Source organism: Mesobacillus sp. AQ2 (genome assembly GCF_030122805.1).
Classification (GTDB): domain Bacteria; phylum Bacillota; class Bacilli; order Bacillales; family Cytobacillaceae; genus Mesobacillus; species Mesobacillus oceanisediminis_A.
In genome coordinates this window covers 4,555,218-4,578,947 of the sequence record NZ_CP126080.1, presented here as the reverse complement: position 1 = coordinate 4,578,947, position 23,730 = coordinate 4,555,218, and the positions used below count along the sequence as shown (strand labels likewise).

22 protein-coding genes are annotated in these 23,730 nt (G+C 46.3%); 20 read left to right on the top strand and 2 right to left on the bottom strand.

Annotated elements, in window-relative coordinates; all coding sequences use genetic code 11:
* Positions 1 to 143 precede the first annotated feature (143 nt).
* From ggt to QNH36_RS22815, 8 genes are all read left to right on the top strand, one after another.
* Entirely contained in the window at positions 144 to 1,748 is a 1,605-nt protein-coding gene (gene ggt, locus QNH36_RS22850) for a gamma-glutamyltransferase (RefSeq protein WP_283904351.1), read from the top strand.
* A gap of 309 nt (positions 1,749 to 2,057) precedes the next feature.
* Entirely contained in the window at positions 2,058 to 2,240 is a 183-nt protein-coding gene (locus tag QNH36_RS22845) for a hypothetical protein (RefSeq protein WP_144479082.1), read from the top strand.
* 159 nt (positions 2,241 to 2,399) lie between these two features.
* Complete coding sequence (locus QNH36_RS22840; RefSeq protein ID WP_251542597.1) at positions 2,400 to 2,702, top strand: DUF4212 domain-containing protein; 303 nt, start codon at positions 2,400 to 2,402, stop codon at positions 2,700 to 2,702.
* Positions 2,703 to 2,747: 45 nt separating this feature from the next.
* Positions 2,748 to 4,418, top strand: coding sequence for a sodium:solute symporter family protein (locus QNH36_RS22835; RefSeq protein WP_283904350.1), 1,671 nt, complete (start codon positions 2,748 to 2,750; stop codon positions 4,416 to 4,418).
* The gene (locus tag QNH36_RS22830; RefSeq protein WP_283904349.1) at positions 4,393 to 6,273 is read left to right on the top strand and encodes a DUF294 nucleotidyltransferase-like domain-containing protein; all 1,881 of its coding nucleotides are present in this window, start codon (positions 4,393 to 4,395) and stop codon (positions 6,271 to 6,273) included. The genes QNH36_RS22835 and QNH36_RS22830 overlap by 26 nt, the downstream gene beginning before the upstream one ends.
* Positions 6,274 to 6,388: 115 nt before the next feature.
* Entirely contained in the window at positions 6,389 to 7,054 is a 666-nt protein-coding gene (locus QNH36_RS22825) for a 3'-5' exonuclease (RefSeq protein ID WP_283904348.1), read from the top strand.
* A gap of 110 nt (positions 7,055 to 7,164) precedes the next feature.
* Positions 7,165 to 7,443 carry a hypothetical protein gene (locus tag QNH36_RS22820; protein WP_283904347.1) on the top strand — a complete coding sequence of 93 codons (279 nt, stop codon included), beginning with the start codon at positions 7,165 to 7,167 and terminating at the stop codon, positions 7,441 to 7,443.
* 102 nt (positions 7,444 to 7,545) lie between these two features.
* A complete protein-coding gene (locus tag QNH36_RS22815; RefSeq protein ID WP_144479072.1) occupies positions 7,546 to 8,079 on the top strand; it encodes a hypothetical protein in 534 nt (177 codons plus the stop codon).
* A gap of 24 nt (positions 8,080 to 8,103) precedes the next feature.
* Here the strand turns inward: QNH36_RS22815 and QNH36_RS22810 are convergent, their stop codons facing one another.
* On the bottom strand, positions 8,104 to 8,892 hold the full coding sequence (locus QNH36_RS22810; RefSeq protein WP_283904346.1) for a LysM peptidoglycan-binding domain-containing protein: 789 nt from the start codon (positions 8,890 to 8,892) through the stop codon (positions 8,104 to 8,106).
* A 395-nt stretch (positions 8,893 to 9,287) separates the two neighbouring features.
* On the opposite strand from QNH36_RS22810, the gene spoIIID reads away from it, so the two are divergent.
* Positions 9,288 to 9,560, top strand: a complete 273-nt coding sequence (gene spoIIID, locus QNH36_RS22805) for a sporulation transcriptional regulator SpoIIID (RefSeq protein ID WP_031307660.1) — start codon at positions 9,288 to 9,290, stop codon at positions 9,558 to 9,560.
* Between the two features lie 219 nt (positions 9,561 to 9,779).
* Here spoIIID and QNH36_RS22800 read toward each other — a convergent pair whose 3' ends face one another.
* The gene (locus QNH36_RS22800) at positions 9,780 to 10,118 is read right to left on the bottom strand and encodes a hypothetical protein (RefSeq protein WP_283904345.1); all 339 of its coding nucleotides are present in this window, start codon (positions 10,116 to 10,118) and stop codon (positions 9,780 to 9,782) included.
* A 409-nt stretch (positions 10,119 to 10,527) separates the two neighbouring features.
* Here QNH36_RS22800 and essC point away from each other — a divergent pair, with 409 nt between their 5' ends.
* The 11 genes from essC (at position 10,528) to QNH36_RS22745 (ending at position 23,729) form a co-directional block, all read left to right on the top strand.
* Complete coding sequence (essC, locus tag QNH36_RS22795) at positions 10,528 to 15,147, top strand: type VII secretion protein EssC (protein ID WP_283904344.1); 4,620 nt, start codon at positions 10,528 to 10,530, stop codon at positions 15,145 to 15,147.
* Positions 15,140 to 15,391: a methyltransferase gene (locus QNH36_RS22790; RefSeq protein WP_144479064.1), complete on the top strand. Its 252-nt coding sequence runs from the start codon at positions 15,140 to 15,142 to the stop codon at positions 15,389 to 15,391. The genes essC and QNH36_RS22790 overlap by 8 nt, the downstream gene beginning before the upstream one ends.
* 139 nt (positions 15,392 to 15,530) lie before the next feature.
* On the top strand, positions 15,531 to 16,271 hold the full coding sequence (locus tag QNH36_RS22785) for a hypothetical protein (RefSeq protein WP_144479063.1): 741 nt from the start codon (positions 15,531 to 15,533) through the stop codon (positions 16,269 to 16,271).
* Positions 16,272 to 16,275: 4 nt separating this feature from the next.
* The gene (locus QNH36_RS22780) at positions 16,276 to 17,682 is read left to right on the top strand and encodes an Mbeg1-like protein (protein WP_186326816.1); all 1,407 of its coding nucleotides are present in this window, start codon (positions 16,276 to 16,278) and stop codon (positions 17,680 to 17,682) included.
* Positions 17,683 to 17,685: 3 nt separating this feature from the next.
* Complete coding sequence (locus QNH36_RS22775) at positions 17,686 to 17,877, top strand: hypothetical protein (protein ID WP_144479059.1); 192 nt, start codon at positions 17,686 to 17,688, stop codon at positions 17,875 to 17,877.
* Positions 17,878 to 17,905: 28 nt separating this feature from the next.
* Positions 17,906 to 18,211: a WXG100 family type VII secretion target gene (locus QNH36_RS22770; RefSeq protein ID WP_260983630.1), complete on the top strand. Its 306-nt coding sequence runs from the start codon at positions 17,906 to 17,908 to the stop codon at positions 18,209 to 18,211.
* Positions 18,212 to 18,241: 30 nt separating this feature from the next.
* Positions 18,242 to 18,544, top strand: a complete 303-nt coding sequence (locus QNH36_RS22765) for a pore-forming ESAT-6 family protein (RefSeq protein WP_041964573.1) — start codon at positions 18,242 to 18,244, stop codon at positions 18,542 to 18,544.
* Positions 18,545 to 18,925: 381 nt separating this feature from the next.
* A complete protein-coding gene (locus QNH36_RS22760) occupies positions 18,926 to 20,218 on the top strand; it encodes a DUF6382 and FHA domain-containing protein (RefSeq protein ID WP_283904343.1) in 1,293 nt (430 codons plus the stop codon).
* An 18-nt stretch (positions 20,219 to 20,236) separates the two neighbouring features.
* Positions 20,237 to 21,007 (top strand): PP2C family protein-serine/threonine phosphatase, encoded by a 771-nt coding sequence (locus tag QNH36_RS22755; protein WP_283904342.1) that lies wholly within the window; start codon positions 20,237 to 20,239, stop codon positions 21,005 to 21,007.
* 55 nt (positions 21,008 to 21,062) lie between these two features.
* A complete protein-coding gene (locus QNH36_RS22750; RefSeq protein WP_349654830.1) occupies positions 21,063 to 23,012 on the top strand; it encodes a protein kinase domain-containing protein in 1,950 nt (649 codons plus the stop codon).
* A gap of 63 nt (positions 23,013 to 23,075) precedes the next feature.
* A complete protein-coding gene (locus tag QNH36_RS22745) occupies positions 23,076 to 23,729 on the top strand; it encodes a hypothetical protein (protein WP_283904340.1) in 654 nt (217 codons plus the stop codon).
* Position 23,730 lies beyond the last annotated feature (1 nt).

The window sequence follows — 23,730 nt, the reverse complement described above, 5'->3', positions numbered from 1 at the left end:
TGGCCGGGCTTTTTTATTTATAGCAAATCAATTAGCCAGTTCCATTGTTGGTCGAAATTTAGTCCCTAGTATATTTTTATTTAGAATTTTCAATTATCTTGGTATAATATTTCGTAAGACGAAAAAATATTGGGGGAATTCAAATGTCTTTGCATACATATCCATATCCGTCCCAGCGAATGGCGGCGGTAGCGCGCAATGGGATGGTCGCTACATCACAGCCCCTTGCTGCGCAGGCTGGGCTGGATATTTTAAAAAAGGGCGGCAACGCGATTGATGCGGCGATTGCAACAGCAGCATGCCTGACGGTCGTTGAACCAACTTCAAACGGGATTGGCGGCGACGCGTTCGCGCTCGTCTGGGTAAAAGACAAGCTTTATGGCCTGAATGCGAGCGGTCCTGCACCGCAATCGATTTCGATTGAAAAAGTAAAAGAGCTTGGCCATGAAAAAATGCCTTCGCATGGCTGGATTCCGGTCACGGTTCCGGGGGCGCCATCTGCCTGGGCGGAGTTGTCAAAGAGGTTCGGGCGTCTACCGCTAACCGAAGTTTTGCAGCCGGCAATCGAATATGCTCGCAATGGCTATCCGCTGACTCCGATTCTCGCAAAATATTGGAAGGGTGCTTATAACGCCTACAAGAGCCGCTTTCAGGGCGAGGAATACGATGAGTGGTTCCGTATCTTCGCTCCTGAAGGCAGAGTGCCTGACGCCGGTGAGATGTGGAAATCGGAAGACCATGCGAATACACTCCAGGAAATCGCCGAAACGAATGGTGAAAGCTTTTACCGCGGCGCACTTGCTGAAAAAATTGCCGCTGCCTCTAAGAAAGCTGGCGCATTCTTAAGTAAGACTGATCTTGAAAACTATCATCCGGAATGGGTAGAGCCCATCTCAGTATCCTACCGCGGGCACGAGGTCTGGGAAATCCCGCCGAACGGGCAGGGAATCGTAGCTTTGATGGCATTGAATATTTTAAAAGGATACGAGTTTACTCATCGTGATGATGTCCGTGGAGTCCACCTGCAGCTGGAAGCGATGAAGCAGGCGTTCACGGATGGAAAGGAGTATGTCACCGACCCTAAGACGATGCAGGCGAAGGTAGCGGACCTGTTATCAGAGCAGTATGGTGAGGAAGCGCGAGCTAAAATTTCCGATGAAGCAAGAATGCCTGAACCGGGTTCACTTCCAAAAGGAGGAACGGTCTATCTTTCTACAGCGGATGGCGAAGGCAACATGGTTTCGTTCATCCAGAGCAACTATATGGGCTTCGGCTCTGGTGTGGTCGTTCCGGGAACAGGCATCGGCCTGCAAAACCGCGGACATGATTTCTCGCTTGACCCCACTCATGCGAATGCACTTGCTCCTGGCAAAAAGACGTACCATACTATCATTCCGGGATTCATCACGAAGGATGGCCAGGCAGTCGGCCCATTCGGCGTAATGGGCGGCTATATGCAGCCACAGGGTCATGTCCAGGTTGCGATGAATATGATTGATTTCGGAATGAATCCGCAGGCTGCGCTGGATGAACCTCGCTGGCAATGGACTAGCGGAAAACAGATTGAAGCAGAGCATCATTTCCCAAACCATATCGTCAAAGAACTAGCTAGACGAGGGCATCAGATGAAGGTGGCGTACGATGGAGGAGGTTTCGGCCGAGGCCAGGTTATTATTCGTGATCCAAAGACGGGCGTCCTGACCGGCGGAACCGAAATGAGAACTGACGGCGCCATTGCCTGCTGGTAATATTATAGTCTAATGAAGGAACACTCCGTCACGAGTGTTCCTTTTTGCTATTCTGTAAAATCATTACAAACAGTCCATTTCTCTGGAAACAAGCAGAAAAAAATTTTTTCGACAAACTCCTTAGCCTGTAATCCTTATAAACCCTTACTGTTACTGACGAATTTACCACGGTATGAAAAATATCGACATAGTAAGCGATTACATTTTTTAAACATAATGTATTGACCAGCCTGGACATTATATGGATAATTAAATTAAATTTTCTAAAGATTTAGTTAAATGACATATTTAAGAGTTGGAGGGATTTACTTGATTATTTTAATTGGACTGCTGGTGATTACCGGCATCAGTCTATTCATGGGTTTACGGAAAAACAAGGTGGTTTTTCTGGCAATACCATTCCTGAGCATCTTTCTCTACTTCCTCATCCAGATTATCATGGTCCCGGCCCCATTTTTCGAAACGTTAAAGTTCATCTTCAGTCTGAGCTAAATTTTTTTCCGTAAACAAATCGGTATCAACCTTGCCTGGCGCAGGGTTCATATAATCAAAATTTGAAAAAGGAGTGGGAAAGCTTTTAGAATGATAGACTGTGACCGTCAATCATGAAGGGATATAAAAAGGGGATTAGCAAAACAAAGGGGTGTAAATGTGAAGAAAATTGATAAGTCAGTTGCTGACGCGTATTTCCGTGAAAAAACCCGTAACATGATCGTATATTTTGTCATCTGGTTTCTCGTTTCGTTCGGCGCAGTGTTGATCGCCGAGCCTCTGAGCGAGATTTCAATCGGCGGCTTCCCGTTCCACTACTTCATGGGAGCCCAGGGTGCGGTTGTGACCTTCATCATCCTGCTGTTTGTCAACGCCAAGCTTAGCGACAGCATCGACAAGAAGTATGGAATTGACGAAGAGAAGAATGTAAAGCTGAGCGAAGGAAAGAGCCTTGATCATTAAGCCTTTGGAAATGACAAAAAGAGCGTTTGAATAAGGGGGAGAACTTTGGATACACAATTCTTGGTCTCATTATCTATTATTTTAGCTACATTCGGTTTGTATATCGGGATTGCGGTCTACAATACAGCTAAACAAACGTCAGACTTCTATGTTGCCAGCCGCGGCGTCCCGCCAATCTTCAACGGCATGGCAATCGGAGCTGACTGGATGAGTGCCGCTTCCTTCATCGGGATGGCCGGTACGATCATGCTGCTCGGCTATGACGGCCTGGCGTATATCATGGGCTGGACTGGCGGATATTTGCTTCTGACCTTCCTGCTTGCACCGCAGCTCAGGAAGTATGGGCGATACACGGTTCCTGAATTCATCGGTGACCGCTTCAACAGCCATACAGCACGCGTTATTGCGGCCATTTCAACAATCATCATCAGCTTCACGTATTCAATCGGCCAGCTATCCGGTTCCGGCGTGGTTATAGGGCGCCTTTTCGAAATCGATGCAAAGGTCGGCACGATGATCGGGGTTGTCCTGATTGCATTCTATGCCGCTTTCGGAGGTATGAAAGGAATTACCTGGACACAGGTTGCTCAGTATATCATTTTGATCATTGCCTATTTGATTCCGGTAATTTTCATGTCCCTGCAAATTACGAGCAGCCCGCTGCCATGGCTTTCTTACGGCGAACTGGTCGGTAAAATGGGTGAGCTCGACCGTGAGCTTGGCATTTCAGAATACTTCGCACCATTCACGAACGGTACAAAATGGCAGTTCCTTGCCCTTATGTTCACATTGATGGCCGGTACGGCGGGCCTTCCGCACGTAATCGTCCGTTTCTATACGGTTTCTACGATGAAGGCTGCTCGCTGGTCAGGCGCCTGGGCACTTCTTTTCATCGGCTTGCTTTACCTGTCTGCACCTGCGTATGCGGCATTTTCACGTTTCATCCTGATGACAAAAGTAGCCGGCAGCAAAATCAGCGAGCTTCCTGCATGGACGAAAACCTGGGTCGATACTGGCAAGCTTCAGGTTGCCGACGGAAACGGCGATGGAGTCCTGCAATGGAGTGAATTGATCATCTCCAACGATATCGTCGTAATGGCGACGCCTGAAATCGCCAACCTTGGCGTATTCGTCATCGGCCTTGTAGCGGCAGGCGCTATGGCTGCAGCCCTTTCTACAGCAGGCGGCTTGATGATCGCCATTTCCTCAGCGTTTGCGCACGATATCTATTACCGTGTTATGAAGCCAAATGCTACTGAAAAAACACGTCTTAACGTAGCGCGTATCTCGATCGTTGTAGCGACTTTATTTGCAGGCCTGATTGCCCTTAACCCTCCTGGCGCGATTACACAAATCGTGGCCTGGGCATTTGCGCTTGCCAGCGGTACATTCTTCCCGGCGCTAATCCTTGGTGTCTGGTGGAAGCGTTCCAATGCCCAGGGTGTCATCGCCGGCATGATCGTCGGTCTGGCCGTGACATTGGGATATATTTTCGCCGCAAAGTACGGCGGCTATACGATTCTTGGCATTATCGACACAGGTGCTGGGGTATTCGGCGCTACAGCTGCGATTTTAGCAAACGTGATCGTATCGCTTGCGACTCCGGCTCCATCACAAAAAATTCAGGAAGAAGTCCTCGACCTTCGTTATCCTGAACAGATGTCTTACAAGAATGGCGAAGTCTGGATGAATGATGATGGAAACAAAGCTTTATAAAGAAATCTGGAAGGCCGTGCAGTTCCATCCCCTGTTTCAGGGGTTGGATGAACGCACGGCCCTTTCCCTTGTCGAGGAATGTGAAGCATTTTCTTATGGGAAAAGGGAAATGATGCTCCAGGTGGACACGCCACGCCAGGGGCTTTTGTTGGTTTTACAAGGAATCGCCGAGGTATTCGTGAAAAATGCCGCCGGGCAGGATGAAGTATTGGAGGTAATTCAAAAAGGGGAGATCGTCGGTTTTTCAAGCCTTGCGGAATTCCTTGGCATTGTAAAGGCCGATAAAACTCAATCCAATGTTGAGGTCAGGGCAGTTGATGATGTCCGGGCCCTGCTGATTCCTTTTTCCGTTCTGGCAAAGAGATGGGATGACCAGGATGTCCATGACTATCTGCTGACCCAGGTGTCAATCCGGCTAAAAGATGTGTATGGATCGCTTGCAGAGCAGGTGAAAATGGCCAGGGGAATCGGCGAAGGCGAGACGATTCTAGCAAGGGTGCAGGACATGATGTCGGAGAGCATCGTCTCCGTTTCCCCGGAATCAAGCATAAAGGACACTGCCCTGAAAATGTCCGAGCATAAAACAAGCTCCGTGCTGGTACTGGAACAACAAGAACTGAAAGGAATCATCACCGAGCGGGACATCGTCGGCAGGGTGGTGGCGGAGGGTCTGTCATTTGATGAACCATCCAGACTCGTCATGACTAAGGACCCGGTGACGATTTCAAGGTTCTCTTATTATTACGATGCTTTTTCAGAAATGCTTTTGAACGGCATCAAGCATTTGCCGGTCGTGGACCATGGGCAGGTATCAGGTATTGTGACATTAACCGACTTGCTTAGAAAAAAGAATGACAGTGTGATGAGGACAATCAAGAAAATCGAGGGGGAAAATGAAGCGAGCCTGCCTGAGGTTAAAGCGGCAATCTATGAAATTACCGATACATTGATGCGGGACTCTGTTCCTTCACTGGCGCTGCTAGATATCGTGACAAAACTGTATGATAGATTGATCGGCAGGGCAGTGGAGCTATCTGTTGAGGCACTTGGGGAGCCGCCTGTACCGTTTGCGTTCTACTTGATGGGATCTGCGGGCCGCGGTGAGCAGTTCATGCTGACAGACCAGGATCATTTTCTTGTATATGCCGATACGAAGGAACATGGCTATTTTGAAAAATTAGGCGCGGAAATCACCGCCAAGCTCGAGGCAGCAGGCTATGCACGCTGCAAAGGTCTGATGATGTCGAGTGAAGAACAGTGGAGAGGGACGGTGCTGCAATGGCAGGAGCGTGTTCGGAAGTGGATGCTGCAATCGACGAATGAGAATATCCTGCTGGCCCAGAATTTTTTCTCTTATCGATTTGCGGTTGGAAGCGAACAACTGAACAAGGAATTCGAAGCAAAAATCGGCGAACTGCTCGACCGCTCTAAAATATTCCTGTATCGCATGGTCCAGGCAGAAAAGGAGCAGGAAATCCCGACTCTGGATGAACCAATACGCGCCCTGTTCAGACTCGGCCGGAAAAGCATCGACATGAAAAAAGAAGTCTTGTTCCCATTCCATCACAGCCTGCAGATTCTTTCGCTGTATTATGGCGGCATCCCGGGAATGCCCCTCGAGAAAATCGGAGCATTAAAGGAGAAAGGCGTTTTTACGGAAGGATTCACACAAGACCTGAGAGAAGCCATCAGCCATGTACTTGACCTCTATATCAGGCAAAGATGGACAAATAGCGAAAGCAGCACCATTCTATCATTCGCCACCATGTCCACCAGACAAAAAGACGAACTTATCCTGAGCCTGCGCACACTCCGTGAACTGCAGGGAATGGTATATGCTAGATTCTCAGTCTGAGAAATCGACAAGGGTGGTGACAGGCACCATGAAAATCCCACGAACGTAAACCTGATCGTTACTGGATTCGTCAAAATTGGGCGGTGCCAGGCACCGAAGTGGAAAGGAGGCTGGCATGTTTTTTCAAAAAAGGAATATTTCCTGCCCGCTTTTGTATGAAAGGATTCCTTTATCGACTGGAATCGATGATCTTTCTTTTATTGTTTTCGACACGGAGACGACTGGTTTTCAGGTTGCGACCACTGACCGGCTCATCGAAATCGGCGGTGTTCCGGTAAAAGGCTTAAAGGTGGTGGAAAATGACCGTTTTCAGACATATGTGAACCCTGAGCGACAAATTTCTCGGGAAATAATTGAGCTGACGTCGATTACAAATGAAAAGGTGGCCGGCGCTCCCAAGGCGTCTGAAGCGATCTCTGACTTCTTTGATTACGTCGAATCTCATGAGACAGTATGCCTCGTCGGCCACTATGTCGGCTTCGACCATCTCGTGCTGAAAAGCGAATTGAAACGGGAAAAGCTAGCGCTGAAAAAGCTGTTCACCATCGATACACTCGACCTGATTGGCTTCATTGCGCCTTCCTATGATATGCGCGATCTGGAGCGATACGCCATGGCTTTCGGGACAAGAATTTATGACCGCCATAGCGCAGTCGGCGACGCATTGACAACGGCATATTTGTTCACCGAGCTGTTGAAGCAGTTCAAGGACAGGGGATATTCCACTTGGGGTGAGCTAATCAAAGCGACCGACAGCCAGATGCGGTCGATGCAGTTTTGATTGTTTCGCGCATTTGGGATAATGTGTAAAATAGGAGGTGTGAAACAGCCTATCTTTCAATTATGGTTTGCTCGGTTTTCATCTGCTTGTTATGTAAATGAGGGAAATGCATGGATGTAGTCCAGATTGTCTTTTTAATTTTGTTATGGGGAATACCACTCGTCCGGTTTATAAAGATTTATAGAAAACTGGATAAAGAGGAACAATCAGAAATAAAAGCAGCCTTGAAAAGTCCCTTATATTATCTTGATGATGGATTTAGGCATATCGGTATGCTTTTGATGTTTACGGGGATGATTACATGGATTTCTATAATCCAGCATATCGGTATCTCGTTGATTTGCATTAGCTGGTTTTATGGCGGCCTAACTCATAGATGTGAGCTATAAAAAAGGTTTTGGAATGATGTCATTTTCTGTGATAGCAGCAGGGGCTTATTATTTGCTATGGATATAGTAAGAGTGCGATTTCAGCAAGAGGAAGGGTGTAATATGTTAAAAATACAAAATATCATACCTAATCTTTCTGTTATTATGGTCTTACTTATTGTTTACTTATCTACTATTCCTGGATATATAAAAGTAGTCCTTGCGATCTTTGGATTAACATTCATAATACCGGCAGCGAGAGAGGTTATGTTCGAAAATAAACTGAGAAAGATAAAAGTGGCTCTTTATACTTCACTTGCTTTTTCGATCGGATTGCTGCTTTTTTCTGCCATGCAGAGTATAGCACATTTAGGCCACGAAATTTTTGTTGGCTTCATGCTTGTCTTTTTCTTTAGCGGTATCGGGATTTTCTGTTATGGAATTCCCTCCTCTATCATCGCAGAGCTTGTTTCTCGACGGTTCAAGAAGTTTCGTGCTCTGGTATCTGGTTCAATACACATCGGATTTGGACTTCTTACTGCGATTTTTGGACTGTCAGACTACATGGAACCAGGTGTTTTCATGTTGCCGACATTATGTTCGGCCATTTTCTTTTTAATTGATGAATATACAAGAAGACAAGTAAAAAATGCTTAGAGATCCCTCTAAGCATTTTGTGTATTATTGAATATTGATCAATGCCCCGTTTTTAAAAGTAACAATGACTTGTTGTCCGGCCAGCTCTTGATATTTCCGGGCTGTACCGTATGAAACCTTCAAAGGTATCGCCTTCCCATCTGTTTCGAACTCGACGGTGAAATTATCGGCTGCTCCGTTAACGGTTGATTCCATAACTTCAATGTTACCTGGGATGAGCAGGTGTTGGCCAATCAACACCATATCTTTCTTCAACCCATTTGCTTCTTTTAATTCTTTTAGACTAACTCCAAAACGCTTGGATATATTAAATAACGTGTCTCCAGCATTCACTTCATAAAATTCTTCGTGTGTATCATAACCATGAGTCGGTACGGATATGGCCTGTCCAACATAGATGGAATCAGTGACCAATTTGTTTTCCTTTTTCAAGTCGGTAATGGCCACTCCATATTTCTTTGCCAGGGAAAACAATGTGTCCCCTTTTTTAACAATATAGGTTCCTGCTTCTGCCTCTACTGGCACCTCAAGTTTCTGGCCGGTCCTAATGAAATCTGAACGGAGCGAATTAACCTCTTTCAGCATTTCAACTGAGGTATCATATTGCTTTGCCAGGCTGTAGAGGGTGTCTCCTTTTTTCACAGTATAAAAGGATCCGACCGCATCTGTTTTCTTTTGACCGACCCCGTTCAGCAATCCTGCCGCAACCGATCCGGCTACCGCTGCACCAATTAATTTTCGATTCCTTTTTAAGGTTTTTCTGCGTTTTTCTTCTCTGATTCTCTGTTTTCTAGTCTGTCTGTAGGTAATCAAGTCTGCTTCTCCCCCAATGAAAAATAAACTCCTTTACAAAAATTCGTGCGGGAATAAGTTTTTATGTACTAAAAATGGGTATATAGGAAAGTTTTTCTGTAAAAAATAGTTGAATTTTTCAAAAAACTTACCTAAACCTTGTCCCTATTGCTTTTTTCGTGCATATATCCTCAACCAAGCTAATAAAATGTTACAAACCTGACAAAGAGAGTGTTTGAGGTGAGGAATCGTTTGAACAATATGAGGATTCAGCCGGGGACATGATTAATCTTAGTAATATCCAGAAGGACCATCCTTCTGCCGCAATGGGAGAGCATTCGCGGAATACAGTATTGGCCGATAAAAGCGAGTCTCATTTCACGCTTCTCACATCCAATTTAGGGAGGGCGAGTGGTGTGCACGATTACATCAAAGAGAGAACAATCAAGATTGGAAAGTATATCGTGGAGACGAGAAAAACAGTTCGCGTCATAGCGAAGGAGTTTGGCGTATCCAAAAGTACAGTCCATAAAGACCTGACAGAAAGATTGCCTGAGATCAACCCTGACCTTGCCAACGAAGTAAAAGAGATCCTTGATTATCATAAATCCATCCGCCATCTAAGAGGCGGGGAAGCCACCAAAATGAAGTACCGTAAAGAGGAAAGGGAAGAAGAACCTGTGAAGTGAAAAAATCCGAATGAAGCAGATGGGAGGGACCGTAATTCAGCTTTATAATCACTGCCGACATATCAAAAAAAAATGCCCAGCTTAGATCCAGAAAAGCCGGGCATCGCCACAAAAGGCGTGTATGATTCTGCTTTGATACATAGCGGAGGCTGCCGCCTTTTTATTATGGGGGGAAAAGGGACAGGCAGCCGAATCCATCCACCCGTGCCCCCTGTTCGTCTACCGTAAGCCGGTATTCTTCAGTCTTGCTTCCCGTTCGGCAGCTGCGCGTTCTGCTGCTGCCTTTTCCGCTGCTTCCCGAGCCTCTTCTTCCCTTCTGATTTCATTCGCTGCTGCGACGATATTCGGTCCAATAGAAAAAAGAAGCGTCTGCAGTTCTGAAATTTCCCTGCTTATGCTATTGATGGCGTTATTGATATACACCATTTCCTGCGCCTGCCAGCCGCTGTTAAGACTCCCCTTGAAGTCCTGCAGCCTGCTTTTAACCTCATTCAATTCCTGGGCGTATTCACTGATTCTATTTGCCTGTGCATACGCCTGGCTGACATTGATTTTCATCTGGATCACCTGCTCATATTTTTAGATTCTTTGATTATAGTATGTTTTTGAAAAAAATCCCAATGTTTTATAAAAATAAAATGGATTATTTTAGTTAAATTAGGGTTTATGTTACATTTTTTCAGGGTAAAAAGAACTAGTTTTATGATTTTGGAGAGCAAGTTGGCACCTTTAACATCCTTAGATACTTACATATAGTAAGTAAATTTAGGACCAATATCCCTATTTTTCCAATTAAGGGGGTAATTAGTTGAATATAATTCCTAATATTGTAAGATATTTATATATTTAGAGATGAATCTTAAGTTTGATGTAAAATTACACTTTTTGAGCTAATATGGTAAAAAATATGAAATTGCCACTATACATACTGTAGGAATATAAATATTGGGGCTGGGGAGGTTTTGAAGTGATTTTAACACTTTTTGACCGGAATCGGGTATTCGATCTCGTTTTACCTGAACGAGTCACTGGGAGATACATACTGAACACGGAAGACCAGGAGCAAAATCCGGTCGATATGCTGGCGGTGGAAGCGGAAGATGGCCAGTGGTACCTGAAATCCAATAAGCATGCATTCATAAAGAACAACGCCAACGAAATACAATCAAAGGTCCTCATTGAACCATTCAAAACGTATAGTATCCACCGCAACGATGATCAATCCGCGTTAGTCTATGTCGAGCCGCAAACGGCAGACCGCAATGAATTCACAAAACATATCGCAACAAGCAATCTCATAAAAATCGGCCGTTCCCAGGACAGCCAGATTTGCTTCTCGAACAAACTAGTTTCAGGTTCACACTGCGTCATTGAATACAGCAGCAAGGGCGAGGCTGTGATCAAGGACTTCAACAGTTCGAACGGTACATATGTCAATGGCGAAAGAATCAAGGAAAAGCAGCTGGCTGTTGGCGATGTCATTTTTATCATGGGCCTTAAGATCATTTTCAACGGCCGCCTGTTGTCGCTTAACAATCCACATAAATCTGTATTCCTTGACCGGAATGCGTTCAATTCCTTCATTGCCGAAAAGCCGGTAGTAGAGAAAGAAATCAACCTCGATGAAATACATATTGAAGAAGAAAATGATCAGCTTTTTTACCGTTCACCGCGTTTCAAGAGGGATATTGAGGAAACGACGATAAAAATCGATCCGCCGCCGCCGCAGCCGAATGTTGATGAAACACCGCTGATGCTCCTGTTGGGACCGTCCATCACGATGGGGATGGCATCCTTGTTCACCGGACTCCTGATGTTACAGAACGTCATGAGCAATGACGGGAATATCATACAGGCGTTGCCAATGCTTGTTATGTCGTTCAGCATGTTGATCGGTACCGTACTTTGGCCGATTTTAACAAAAAGATACGAAAAGAAGCGCCGGATCAAGCTTGAAGGCATCCGCCAGGAGAAATATTTGAAATACCTTGCAGACATGAAACAGGTCATCGCAGATGAGTGCAAGCACCAGAGCGAGATTCTGTTTGAAAACCATGTCACATTGGAAAACTGCCTGACAAGGATCAAGCGCCGCCAGCGGAATCTGTGGGAGCGCGGGATCGGGCAGAATGACTTTTTAAAAGTGCGTCTTGGAATCGGCGATTTGCCCCTCAACGCAGAGATCAAATATCCGGAAAAGCGCTTCATGCTTGAGGATGATAATCTTCAGGATGAATTGTATCAAATCGTGGAGCAGCCGCAGATTTTAAAGGATGTTCCGGTCACGGTCGACCTGACGGATGAACGGATCAGCGGCATCATCGGCAGAAGGGAAGAAGTGAAGAGCTTCGTTCAGGGGCTGATTTTCCAGCTGACAGCATTGCACAGTTATGACGAGCTGAAGTTGGTGTTCATCTATGATGACCATGAGCATGATACATGGAATTTCGTGAAGTGGCTGCCGCATGTCTGGGATGATGGCAAGACAATCCGCTTCGTCGCTACAGATGCGAATGAAATCAAGGAGCTTTCGGCTTACTTTGAAAAAGAAATTGCAGCGCGCCAGGCACTCGACGAGGAAGACCTAGCTGAAATCGAACAGCATTATATCGTGTTCTCAATGAGCAAGAGCCTCGCGTCAAAGGCTGAGATGATCAACCTCATATTAAAAGAAAAAAAGAATATCAGATTCAGCCTGGTCACCCTTTATGACGAGCTGAAAAACCTGCCGAAGGAATGTACGAATGTCATCGAGCTTGACAAGAGTTTTTCAAAAATCTATGACAAAGACGATATTTCCGGGAAGTATGTTGGTTTCAATGCAGACAGCTACCTGGAGGGGAATGCTGAAAATCTGGCTGTAAAATTGGCCAATATCCAGCTGAATACCTCACAAAAGGCATATACCCTGCCTGACATGCTGACATTCCTGGAAATGTTTGGCGTCGGAAAAATAGAGCATCTCAATGCGCTGACAAAATGGAAGGAAAACAATCCGGTCCATACGATTCAAACGCAAATCGGTGTCGATACGCAGGGCGACCCGTTCATGATCGACCTGCATGAAAAGTACCATGGACCGCACGGGTTGATTGCCGGGATGACCGGTTCCGGTAAAAGTGAATTCATCATGACGTTCATCTTATCGCTTGCGGTCAATTACCATCCAGATGAAGTTGCATTCATCCTGATCGACTATAAGGGCGGCGGCATGGCGAATGCATTCGAGGATCTGCCACACCTGGCAGGTACAATCACCAACCTTGACGGAGCTGCGGTCAATCGGTCACTTATTTCAATCCAGAGTGAGCTGAAGCGCCGCCAGGCCATTTTTAGCGAAACGAGCCGTGTTGTTGACCAGAGTAATATCGATATCTATAAATATCAGAAACTATACCGTGAAGGCATGGTAACAGAGCCGCTGCAGCATTTGTTCATCATTTCCGATGAGTTTGCCGAACTGAAGGCCCAGCAGCCAGAATTCATGGAGCAGCTTGTCAGTGCGGCGCGTATTGGCCGAAGCCTTGGTGTCCACCTGATTCTGGCGACACAGAAGCCATCAGGTGTCGTTGATGACCAGATCTGGAGCAACAGTAAATTCCGCATCAGCTTGAAGGTGCAGGAAAAAGCGGACAGTATGGAGGTCATCAAGCGTCCTGACGCCGCGGAGCTGAAGCAGACTGGACGTTTTTACCTCCAGGTCGGCTTCAATGAATTGTTCGAGCTGGGGCAGTCCGCGTGGGCAGGTGCACCATACTATCCGTCCGACAGAGTTGAAAAGCATAAGGATGACAGCGTCATCGTCATCGATGACCTCGGCCGCGTCATCAAGAATGCCCGTATCGATAAGCGCAAGTCGGTGGTGAAGAACCCGCCGAAGCAAATTGATGAGATTACCGAATACCTGGCGAAAATGGCGCAGCAGGAGAATATCAAGGTCCGCCAGTTGTGGCTTGAGCCGATACCTGAACTGATTTACGTAGATAAGCTGAAAAAGAAATATGGTGTCGTCCAGCAAGGCTTCCATCTGAATCCGATCATCGGCGAATACGATGATCCTGCGAACCAGAGACAGCTGGTCATGAGGATGCCGATCACTGAGGAAGGAAATGCCGTCATTTACGGAATCGCAGGCAGCGGCAAGACGACCTTCCTGACGACGATGCTTTACTCATTGATGGAAGAGCATACGCCGAACGAAGTGAATTTTTACCTGCTGGACTTCGGTTCCGAGACACTGGTCTGGTTCAAGGAAGCGCCGCATGTCGGCGATGTCATGCTGTCGCATGAAAGCGAGAAGATCCACAACCTGTTCAAGATGCTGACAGGCGAGATTGAACGGAGGAAGAAGCTGCTTTCAAATTACGGCGGCGATTTTATTACCTACAACGAGATGTCGGGTGAGAGCCTGCCGTCAATCATTGTGGCAATCCACAATTACGCAGCATTCTCGGAAATGTTCGAGGAACTCGAGGAAGGGATATCATTCCTGACGCGCGAGGGGCTGAAGTATGGCATTTACTTCATCGTCACCGCGATCAATACGGGGGCGATACGCTACAGGCTGCTGCAGAACTTCAAGCAAATGTATGTGCTCCAGCTGAATGACCAGAGTGAATACTCGGGAGTGCTTGGCAATACGGACGGAGTTTATCCATCCAAATCAAAGGGCCGCGGCATATTCAAGAACGATACCACATATGAATTCCAGACGGCCCATATCACAAGCGATATAGACAATATGTATACCTTCATTACCGATTACTGTAAGGAACTGCGTGAAACCTGGACGCAGCCGGCCGCAATGCGCGTTCCGATCCTTCCGGAAAAAGTGGATTTGAACTATCTCCGTGATGAAGCAAAAAATATGACCAGCAACAAAGTGCCGGTTGGCATCGAGAAAAACTCGCTGAAGACAGCTCATTTCGATTTCCTTGGCAATTATATAAATGTCGTGACAGCAATGCAGAACGACCAGTGCTCAAGCTTCATGCAGGGTGTCGCTGAAATGTTCAACGCTTCTGAAGGCAGGGAGCTGATCGTCATCGACCCTAATGAGCACTTTGCGGCGGGCCGCACGCAGGATTACAAGTATATCGCTGAGCCTGCTGAACTCGAAGACACAATCGTCTATCTGTTCAACACGCTCGTCCACCGCAACAATACGACGAAGGACGCAATCGAAGCGGGCGAACAGCCGCCAGTATTCGGCAACATCACCTGCGTCATCGACTCCTTTACCGACCTGATGATGTATCTGTCGCCGGACGGCCAGGATAAACTCAAGGTCTTCCTTGAAAAAGGAAATGGCCTGAATGTGAACCTGATCATCTCCGACAGCGCCGATAAACTGAGCTCGGTTTCATTCGAAGCCTGGTTTAAGCAGCACGTATCGCTAAGCGATCTCATCTGGGCAGGCAACGGCATCACGGATCAGTACATCATGAAGATCGGCAAGGTGACAAACGATATGTACCAGGAAATACCTCCAGGCTTCGGTTACGTTGTGACAAAAGGGAAAGCAACACTAGTGAAGCTGATAACCTCAGTTGAGAGCATGCAAGAGGAGGTAGCGTACCATGGATAAGGTGCTCGTAGAGGTCTTCATCCCCGCCTCGGAAAAATCATACGACGTCTTCCTGCCGCCCGAGAGCAAACTGCACGAAGTCGTCTTCCTGCTCGCCGGCACCATGACCGAACTGTCACAGGGATACTTCTCAGCAACAGCCGACACCATCCTCTGTGACCGCAAAACCGGCACCATCTTGAATATCAACCAGACCGTCGAGGAACATGGGTTGATGAACGGGGCTAAGCTGATGCTGATCTAGAGACATGGGGACGGTTCTTGTGTCACGGAAAGAGCGACGCAGGGGCGATGCACGTCTCACAGAATATGAACATATGACCTTGGGGGCGGTTTTCATAACCCGACCGCTCCTGTTTTTAAATACGGAAGGTGTGGAGAACTTGAAAAAATGGATCAAGCTGACTGCAGTGATTTTATTCGTAGTAATGGGAGGTGCGGGGTGTATGAGTTCGGAGAGTAAGGTTATGGAGCATTTGGAAGAAAAATATGGTGAGAAGTTTGAGATTGAAAGTGTAAAAGAAGGCAGTGTTATCTTTCCGGAAATGTATGGAAAAGACAAAGTGATGGCTCATCCAGAAGGAAAGCCGGAGCTTGTTTTCCTTGCAGGTGAAAGTAGAAATGAAGATGGAGTATACTATGACACCTATATTTTATCCGTTTGGTCAAATCAGCTTGACCAGCTTTATAAGGATAAGGTGAACCAGGCTTTCAATGAAGATGTCGAGTTCAAGACAATGCTGTTTGTGGAAGAAGAGAAATACACTGCAGAAAAGAAAGATTCATCTGTCACTGATTTTTTACAAACAGATGAAAATGGTGCTTTGCTTACGTTAAATATTGCAGTGAAAACCGACGGAGAACCGGAAGTAGAGAAATATTTGGAGCCGGTATATCAATTGCTGAACGAACTAAAGGAGTCTAATGCGAAATATTATGGAGTGACTGTCGGCTTTGTAGATCGTTCTGAAAATGTATCTGACTATATGAGGACATCTAATGTGAACAATATTGACTGGTCAAATCTGGATGCTAAGGTGTACGGAACTATTATGGTTGATGATTCAATGGATATTAGCAGCCCTGAGCAGATTAAAGAATATTATCAACCGCAAGAGGGGTGATAATATGTCCCTTAATAAACTAACTGATGAAGAGAAAAATGTCCTGTTAATGTTGTCATACTATGATTTGCCTAATAATCAACCTCTTAACGGCAAAAGCATAGAGCGGATTTGGGATTATGCAAAAATGAGTGCTGATAAAAATGAGGATAGCTATAAACAGCTAGAGGCTTTTTTTTCAAGTGGTAGTTTTAAAAGTTCAAATCTTCATAACGTAAAATTATCAGGCTACCAGAACTTTAACCCTAATGAAGGAAACAATTCTAAAGGTGCATCCGACTCCGGTTTTGTTGGATATGCATTCGAAGATAAGAGCGGAAACGCGACTGCTGTTTTCCGAGGCAGTGAGGCGATGGGGGATATGGGTCACTTAAGGACTGATTGGACCTCCAATTTTGAAGCTTCAATGGGAGTGGAAATCAAGCAACAGAAAGAAGCAAATGAATTTTATCAAAAATATCTTGGAGAGGCATCGGGTGAAAGGCTGCTGCTTGGCCATTCCAAGGGCGGCAACCTGGCGGATTACGTTTTTATCAACAACCTTGATGATAACACCAAGGCATATGTAATAAATGCTGCCCCATTATATTGGTGGTCTCTATCCAAGAAGGAACAAGAGGCATTGATGGGAGATCGGCATGATTTCATCGTTTATGCTTATGATCCTGTCTCGCAACTTGGCAAAGTACCGTATGTCGATAAAACGATTGGTATTAAAGAGGATTATGATATTAAAAAACCATTCTATCCTCATTCATTAACGAGCAGTGCTGGATTTGATGAAAATGGCAATTTCAAAGTTTATGAGAATGGTCAATCGTTTGGCAGGTCTGTCCTAAACAATATGATTTTTGAAGACATCTTCCGTGAACTATCTAACTCCACTCCGATCAGGGTTTATAAGGCAGCTTACGTAGTCGCTAATGCCGCGGTAGCTGTCATGCATTACACGGCCAAAGCAATGACAGCAGCTGCCCATTTAATCCGTGAACAGACGGTGAAGCTTGTCGTGGGACTGGCAAAAGCAAAAAAAGAGTTCGAGGAAAAGGTAAATTCATTCTTTGCCGAGCTCATATCAAAGGCTGCAGTTAAAATCGGCAATTTTATAGACGGCCTGAACGGCAACAACTTCCCAATCGAACCCTATATAAAAGTAGACATCCCAAGGCTGTACTATTACGCCAACCGGCTCCGTTCGGTCCAAAGGCGGATCGCGCAGCTCAACGACATGATTGACAATCTATACTGGGAAGCGGGATTGTCCGGGCTGGATAATGTCCTTGCTGCCGATATCAGCACGTCTTTCGACTTCCGGATTCCGGATAGCATCAATTACCTTTACACCACGGCAGAACTTTTACAGAAGAATGAAAGATATCTTGCCGGAAAAGCCGGTTCGATCAGGGGGTAAACAATGGATGCGAAAGTGAAAAGCAAGATTAACAGGATTGCCAACGAAGCGAACGCAATCGCCAGGGAGCTTGATGATATTTCGAATGGGATCAGTCACGAATTTAAAGGGATCGGTTCTGTAAAAGCAGCGTCGGGTTTGCGCCGGTCTGCGGAAAAGTACCGCTATGTAAGCTACAAATTAAGAAGAATATAACTCTATCAGACTTGAAAGGAGGTGAAAAATGATGGCAAGATCAATCACTGTTGAACCAGCGAAGCTTGAAACGACTGCTAACAAGATTGACCAGCAGGCAGCTGACTACGAAAGAAACTACAAAGCTCTTTTCAACGAAGTCGAAGGCATGGCTGCAGCGTGGCAAGGTGCTGACAACCAGGCTTACACTGCACAGATCAAAGGCTTCATGGACGACTTCCAGAAGATGACTCAGTTGATGAGACAATACTCTGAGTTCCTGAAGATGAGCGCGAAGACATACCGCGACACTCAATCTGAAGTCATTAACCAGGCTAAGAGATTGAGCAACTAATCCATAACATAATGCAGGAGGTGAAATACATTGGCAGGAGATGGAATCAAAATCTCGCTCGGCGAGGTTAGCAAAACGGCGGGCCAGATCCGCACGCTGAACCAGCAACTATCCACTAGATTGGAAGAAATCAAGAAGGACATGAATGCACTTGCGTCATCATGGAACTCTGATGCATCCAACACAATCCGCGGCAACTTCAACTCATTGGCACCACGATTTGAAGAATATCGCCAGGTCGTCGACAGCTACGCCAAGTTCTTGGATAACACTGTCACAAACTACAACACCGCAGAAACAGCAATCAACAACAACGCCAGCTCTTTTAAGTAATCACTTTTTACAGAGGGTAGGGGGCAAGCGGCATTGGCAGTTTGCCCTTCTGTAAAATGTACCCCTAATTAAGGGCAATTTTCATATATGAGGAGCAACCTGGAAAAAAAGTGCTCCAACAGGAAATATCCATGATTTTGCAGGAGGGAAAGCTTTTGTTTTCCTCTAAAAATGGGATTCGCTGTAAAAAATCACCAAACTGGAGATAAAAGCTCTTCAACTGGAAATAAAAGTTCTTCAACTGGAGATAAAAGCTTTTCAACTGGAGATAAAATGGGCCCAACTGGAGATAAACGTCCTTAAAGGATGGTCTCAACCTAAAACCATACATAAATTCAAAATTGGAGTCGAAGCGCGATGATCAAACAGGTGGAATTTAAATTGGAAAGCTACGGAATTTCGAAATTCCTTTATTATCATGCAGAAAGCAAGGCGGATATCGATGCCGGCCAGGTGGAGCTGCTGAGAGCGAGCCGGGTTCCGGGAATCCTGCCGTGTCATGCGATTTTAGAGGGAGAGAACTGCTTTCTTCGCTATGACATGATTTCCGATAACACGCTTGAAATGCTGAATTCCGCGCCGGCGACGAAGGAGCGGCTGTACAACAGCTTCCTCAACATTGCCGAAACCTTGGCGGATGCTCAAGCCAGCGGCCTGGATATCGCGAATTTTGTGTTCAGCCAGCGTGACATCTTTATTGATAATTTTTCAAACAGATTAGTTTTTATCTACCTCCCAATAAAAAATAATATTTTTGAAAAGGTATCACTTAAAGGATTCCTGCAGGAATTGCTGCTGTCGGCTCCTTACGACGAAAATGATGATGCCGTATTTTTCATCAAACTCCATAACTTCCTGATTGAGTCAGAGGAAACCACGCCGGAACGTCTATTAGAAAAGATGAATGAGCTTGGCGGGGATGAAACGCTCGTACGTCAGCCATACAAAATGCCCGAAAAACCGAAGCAGGAAGCGGCACTACAAGCAGCAACAACAGACGAAGAACCACTGCTGGAATCCTCAGAGCTTGAAATTCCGGCGATCAACCCGAACTTTTACAGCCCGGGCAGCGAAGTTCACACTATGAAAACGAGTGTCGACAATGGCGTGCTGACCTCCGAGTATACAAGCCAGAAGAAGGATGTAAAAACAGGACGCAAGCTTGAAATCGAGGAAGAGGTCAATTACAAGCGAATCACGAGGGCTGAGCTCGGTGACAACAATGCCTTGTTAAAAGATGCTTCAGCACTAGGCGGTGGTACGTCAATTAATATCCAGCCGGCCATTGCCAGCAGTGAACCGGAGCACGAAGGGACAACAGTTCTGGGAGTTTTTCCGGACGATGAGGATGAGGGAACAACAACCCTCGGCCATTCGACCCGAAGGCCATTTTTACTGGCGGTATCAAAGAACGAAAAAATTACAATTGCCAAGGACTTTTTCAAAATCGGCCGCGACCCCATGAGGGCGGACTTTGCCTCTGAAAATAAAGTGATCGGCCGGGTTCATGCCCATGTGATCGTATTGAACGGCGAATACTTCCTGGAAGACAATCACTCGACCAACGGCAGTTACGTGAATGGCGTGAAGGTCTCGCCTAAGGAGAAAGTCAAAATCAAGCATGAAGACAAAATCAAGCTCGCGAACGAGGAATTCATCTTCAGGCTTTATTGATGGATAGGAGGAACTACGATGGCATTTCAAGTGGCCTATCATACCGACATAGGAATCAAGAAGAAAACGAACCAGGATGGCCTGTTGCTGAAAACAGCGAAGACACCTGCCGGGGAAAACGGCTTGTTCATCATCTGCGATGGCATGGGCGGACTATCTCATGGGGAGCTTGCAAGCGCGACGGTGATCAGGGGCATGTCCGGCTGGTTTGACAATGATCTGCCGGAGATGCTGGAGACCGGCATTGCTGAACACGAAATCCCCGCAAGACTTGAGGAACGTATCCGCGACCTGAACACTAAAATCCTTGAATATGGCGAGGCTTCGAACATCAAGCTTGGGACAACAATCACGGCTTTGCTCATCCTCCAAAAGCAATATTACATTTTGCAGATTGGAGACAGCAGGGCCTACAGTATCACTGACCATCTGGTAAAACTGACCGAGGACCAGACCCTCGTGGAACGCGAGCTGCAGCGCGGCAACATCACTGCGGAGCAGGCAAGAATTGACCCGAGGCGGAATGTGCTCCTTCAGTGCGTGGGCGCAACAAAGGACATTAACGTCGTCACTACTTCAGGCCAACTCGAAAGCAGGAGCATGTTTATGCTCTGCACCGACGGATTTTACCATGAAATCACTGAGGAAGAAATGCTCACAAACCTGAATCCGCAACATTTTACCAATGAAATAACCATGAAAGAAAAGCTCGTTCAACTCGTCGAGCTGGCAAAAGAACGCCAGGAAACAGACAATATCTCGATTCTTTTGGCAAAAAAGGAAGCATAGGGAAGGTTCAAGATCACGATAAATCATTAAGAACCAGCCCGCGTTTCTGGGAGGAATGACTTTGATACAAATTGGCACGATTATTGATGACAGATATGAAATATTGAAGGAGATCGGGCGCGGCGGCATGAGTGTCGTCTATCTGGCAATGGACAACCGGCTCAACAAATCGCTCGTCGTCAAGGATATCCGCAAGCGCAGCAACAGCAACAACGAGCTGCTGATCAACAGCCTTGTCGTTGAGGCGAACATGCTAAAGAAGCTCGACCACGGTTCACTGCCGAAAATCTATGACATCATCGAGTCCGAAGGCGACATTTATGTGGTGATGGACTATATCGAGGGTGAGTCGCTGAAGGAACGCCTGAAGCGCGACGGTAAAATCCCCGCAAAAGAAGTGATCGAGTGGGCGAAGCAGCTGAGCGATGTGCTCGGATACCTTCACACCCGAAAGCCTTATCCAATCATCTACCGCGACATGAAGCCGGACAATGTCATGCTTACGCCTGAGGGGAAAATCAAGCTGATTGACTTCGGGATTGCGCGGGAATTCAAAACCGAGAATCTCTCTGACACTACGAATCTCGGAACGAAGGGGTATGCGGCCCCTGAACAGATTTCCGGCAGGCAGACCGACGCGAAAACGGATATTTACAGCCTGGGAATTACGCTTTACCATCTCGTCACCGGCAAAAGCCTCAGTGAGCCGCCGTTTGAAATCAGGCCGATCCGAGAGTGGGATCCGACACTTCCTGAAGGCCTCGAGCATATCATCAAAAAATGCACCCAGGCCGAACCAGCAAATCGATATCAGAATTGCGAAGAGCTGAGCTATGACCTCGAACATATCAACAGGCTGACAAAGGGCTACAAGAACATGCTGATAAAGAAGCTGGCGATGTTCCTTGTTCCGGCTGTACTGTTCCTCGGATTCTCGACGACTTCTGCCCTTGGCTACAAAGGGATGAAAAATGAACAGTTCCAGGATTATATGAATCTTGTTAATCAGGCCAGCATTGCCTTGATGGACGGAGAGCAGACCGAGGCGATCAAGCTTCTCGAAAGTGCCACCCGCGTCGACAAGAGCCGTCCGGAGGCATACATCAATCTGCTTGATTTATATATTAATAGAAACCAGACCGACGAAGGACTCGCCAAGCTGGAATCATACATACAGGATGAATACGGAGGAGTCCATAAGAATAACGAGGTCCTTTTCAAAATGGGGATGACCTATTTCGATGTAAAAAGGGACTATAACAATGCGCTGAAATACTTCCAGCAAATCGATGAAAAAGACCTGCCGGATGCGAAATATTACAAGTCGCTGGCAACGACAATGAGCAGTCTGAACGTCGACTATGCCAAATTTGCCGGAGACCTTATGGAATTCCACGAGTACAATGATGGCCTTGCCAACGACAGTAGGAAAATCGATAACTACAATTCACTTGCCAACATCTATATTTCTTACAAAAGCCAGATTCCAGATGCCAATACCCAGGCGATCGAAATTGTGCAGAAGGCGAAGGAAGTACTGGCAAAGCTCGAAAACGAACAGCTCCAATTCAAATATGAAATGGAATTTGAACAGAAGCTGGCTCAGGCATACTACAGCCGCGGCGTGAATTCCGAGGACAAAGCCACCGCGCGCGGCGATTTTGAACAGGCGATCGAGCGTTATAACAATCTGCTCGATTTGAATGTCGCCGACCAGGAAGAAGTCTATGTCAAAGTTGGCGTTATATATCAGGAGATGGGTGAATTCTCACGGGCAGTCGAACATTTCCGTAACACGACGCTAAAAAAATTCCCTGACAGCATCGACGCACATGTGAAATTCGGGAACCTGCTCCTCGACATTGAACAAAACAAAGAGGAAGGCAGCCGAAATTATGCCGAAGCGAAAAAGGTCTATGAAAAAGCAGGCAGCCTGCCTGGCGTCAAAGACGATGAAGGCTTCAAAAAACTCACCAGACGTATGGAAAACTTGAATATTCTCTAGGGGAGTAAAGGGAAGGCCCCAAGTAGCAAAGGGGCACTTCTCAAGAAAGGCAGTTGAAAGAGATTGGCATACCAGATTATGTTTTACGGCGGAATGGCAGGGGCAGCGGTTACGCTGGTGATAGCCATCACAGTCTATATGAAGCTCAATATTGCCCAGGTGATTACGGACCTTACCGGATGGAATTGGCCTGGGGCGGGAAGAAAAGCCCGGAAGACGACCAGTAAACAGACCGACACAAGCACCAAGCCGACAACAAAGGAAATCCATGTCCGCAAGAATGTTGAGAAGGAAGTCGCAGCTGGTGAATATGTGGAGCCGACCGAAAAGATGGCAAGCGAGAAGATGGATCCGACTGCTCTCTTAAGCCAGGAGAGCTTCAAAAAGACAGCTTTGCTTAAACAGGATGGCCTTGAGCCGACTGCTCTTCTTACTCAGGCTGGATACGAGCCTACAGCATTATTAGCTGAAGTTCCGGTGCGGGAACCAGTGGCAGCCGGAGTTTCAACAAGCCAGAGTACCTCCCATGATTCACCAACCGAGACGACCATTCTGTCCGAATGGAATGAAACTACCGTCCTTACAGCGGAACCGGATGACATGGATGAAACAACACCATTAGACAACATCAATGAGACCACCTTGCTGACAGAAGAGGAACCAAGTTTTCAGAAACAAGTGGATATCATGATTGTCCACTCCAAAACCATTATTTAAA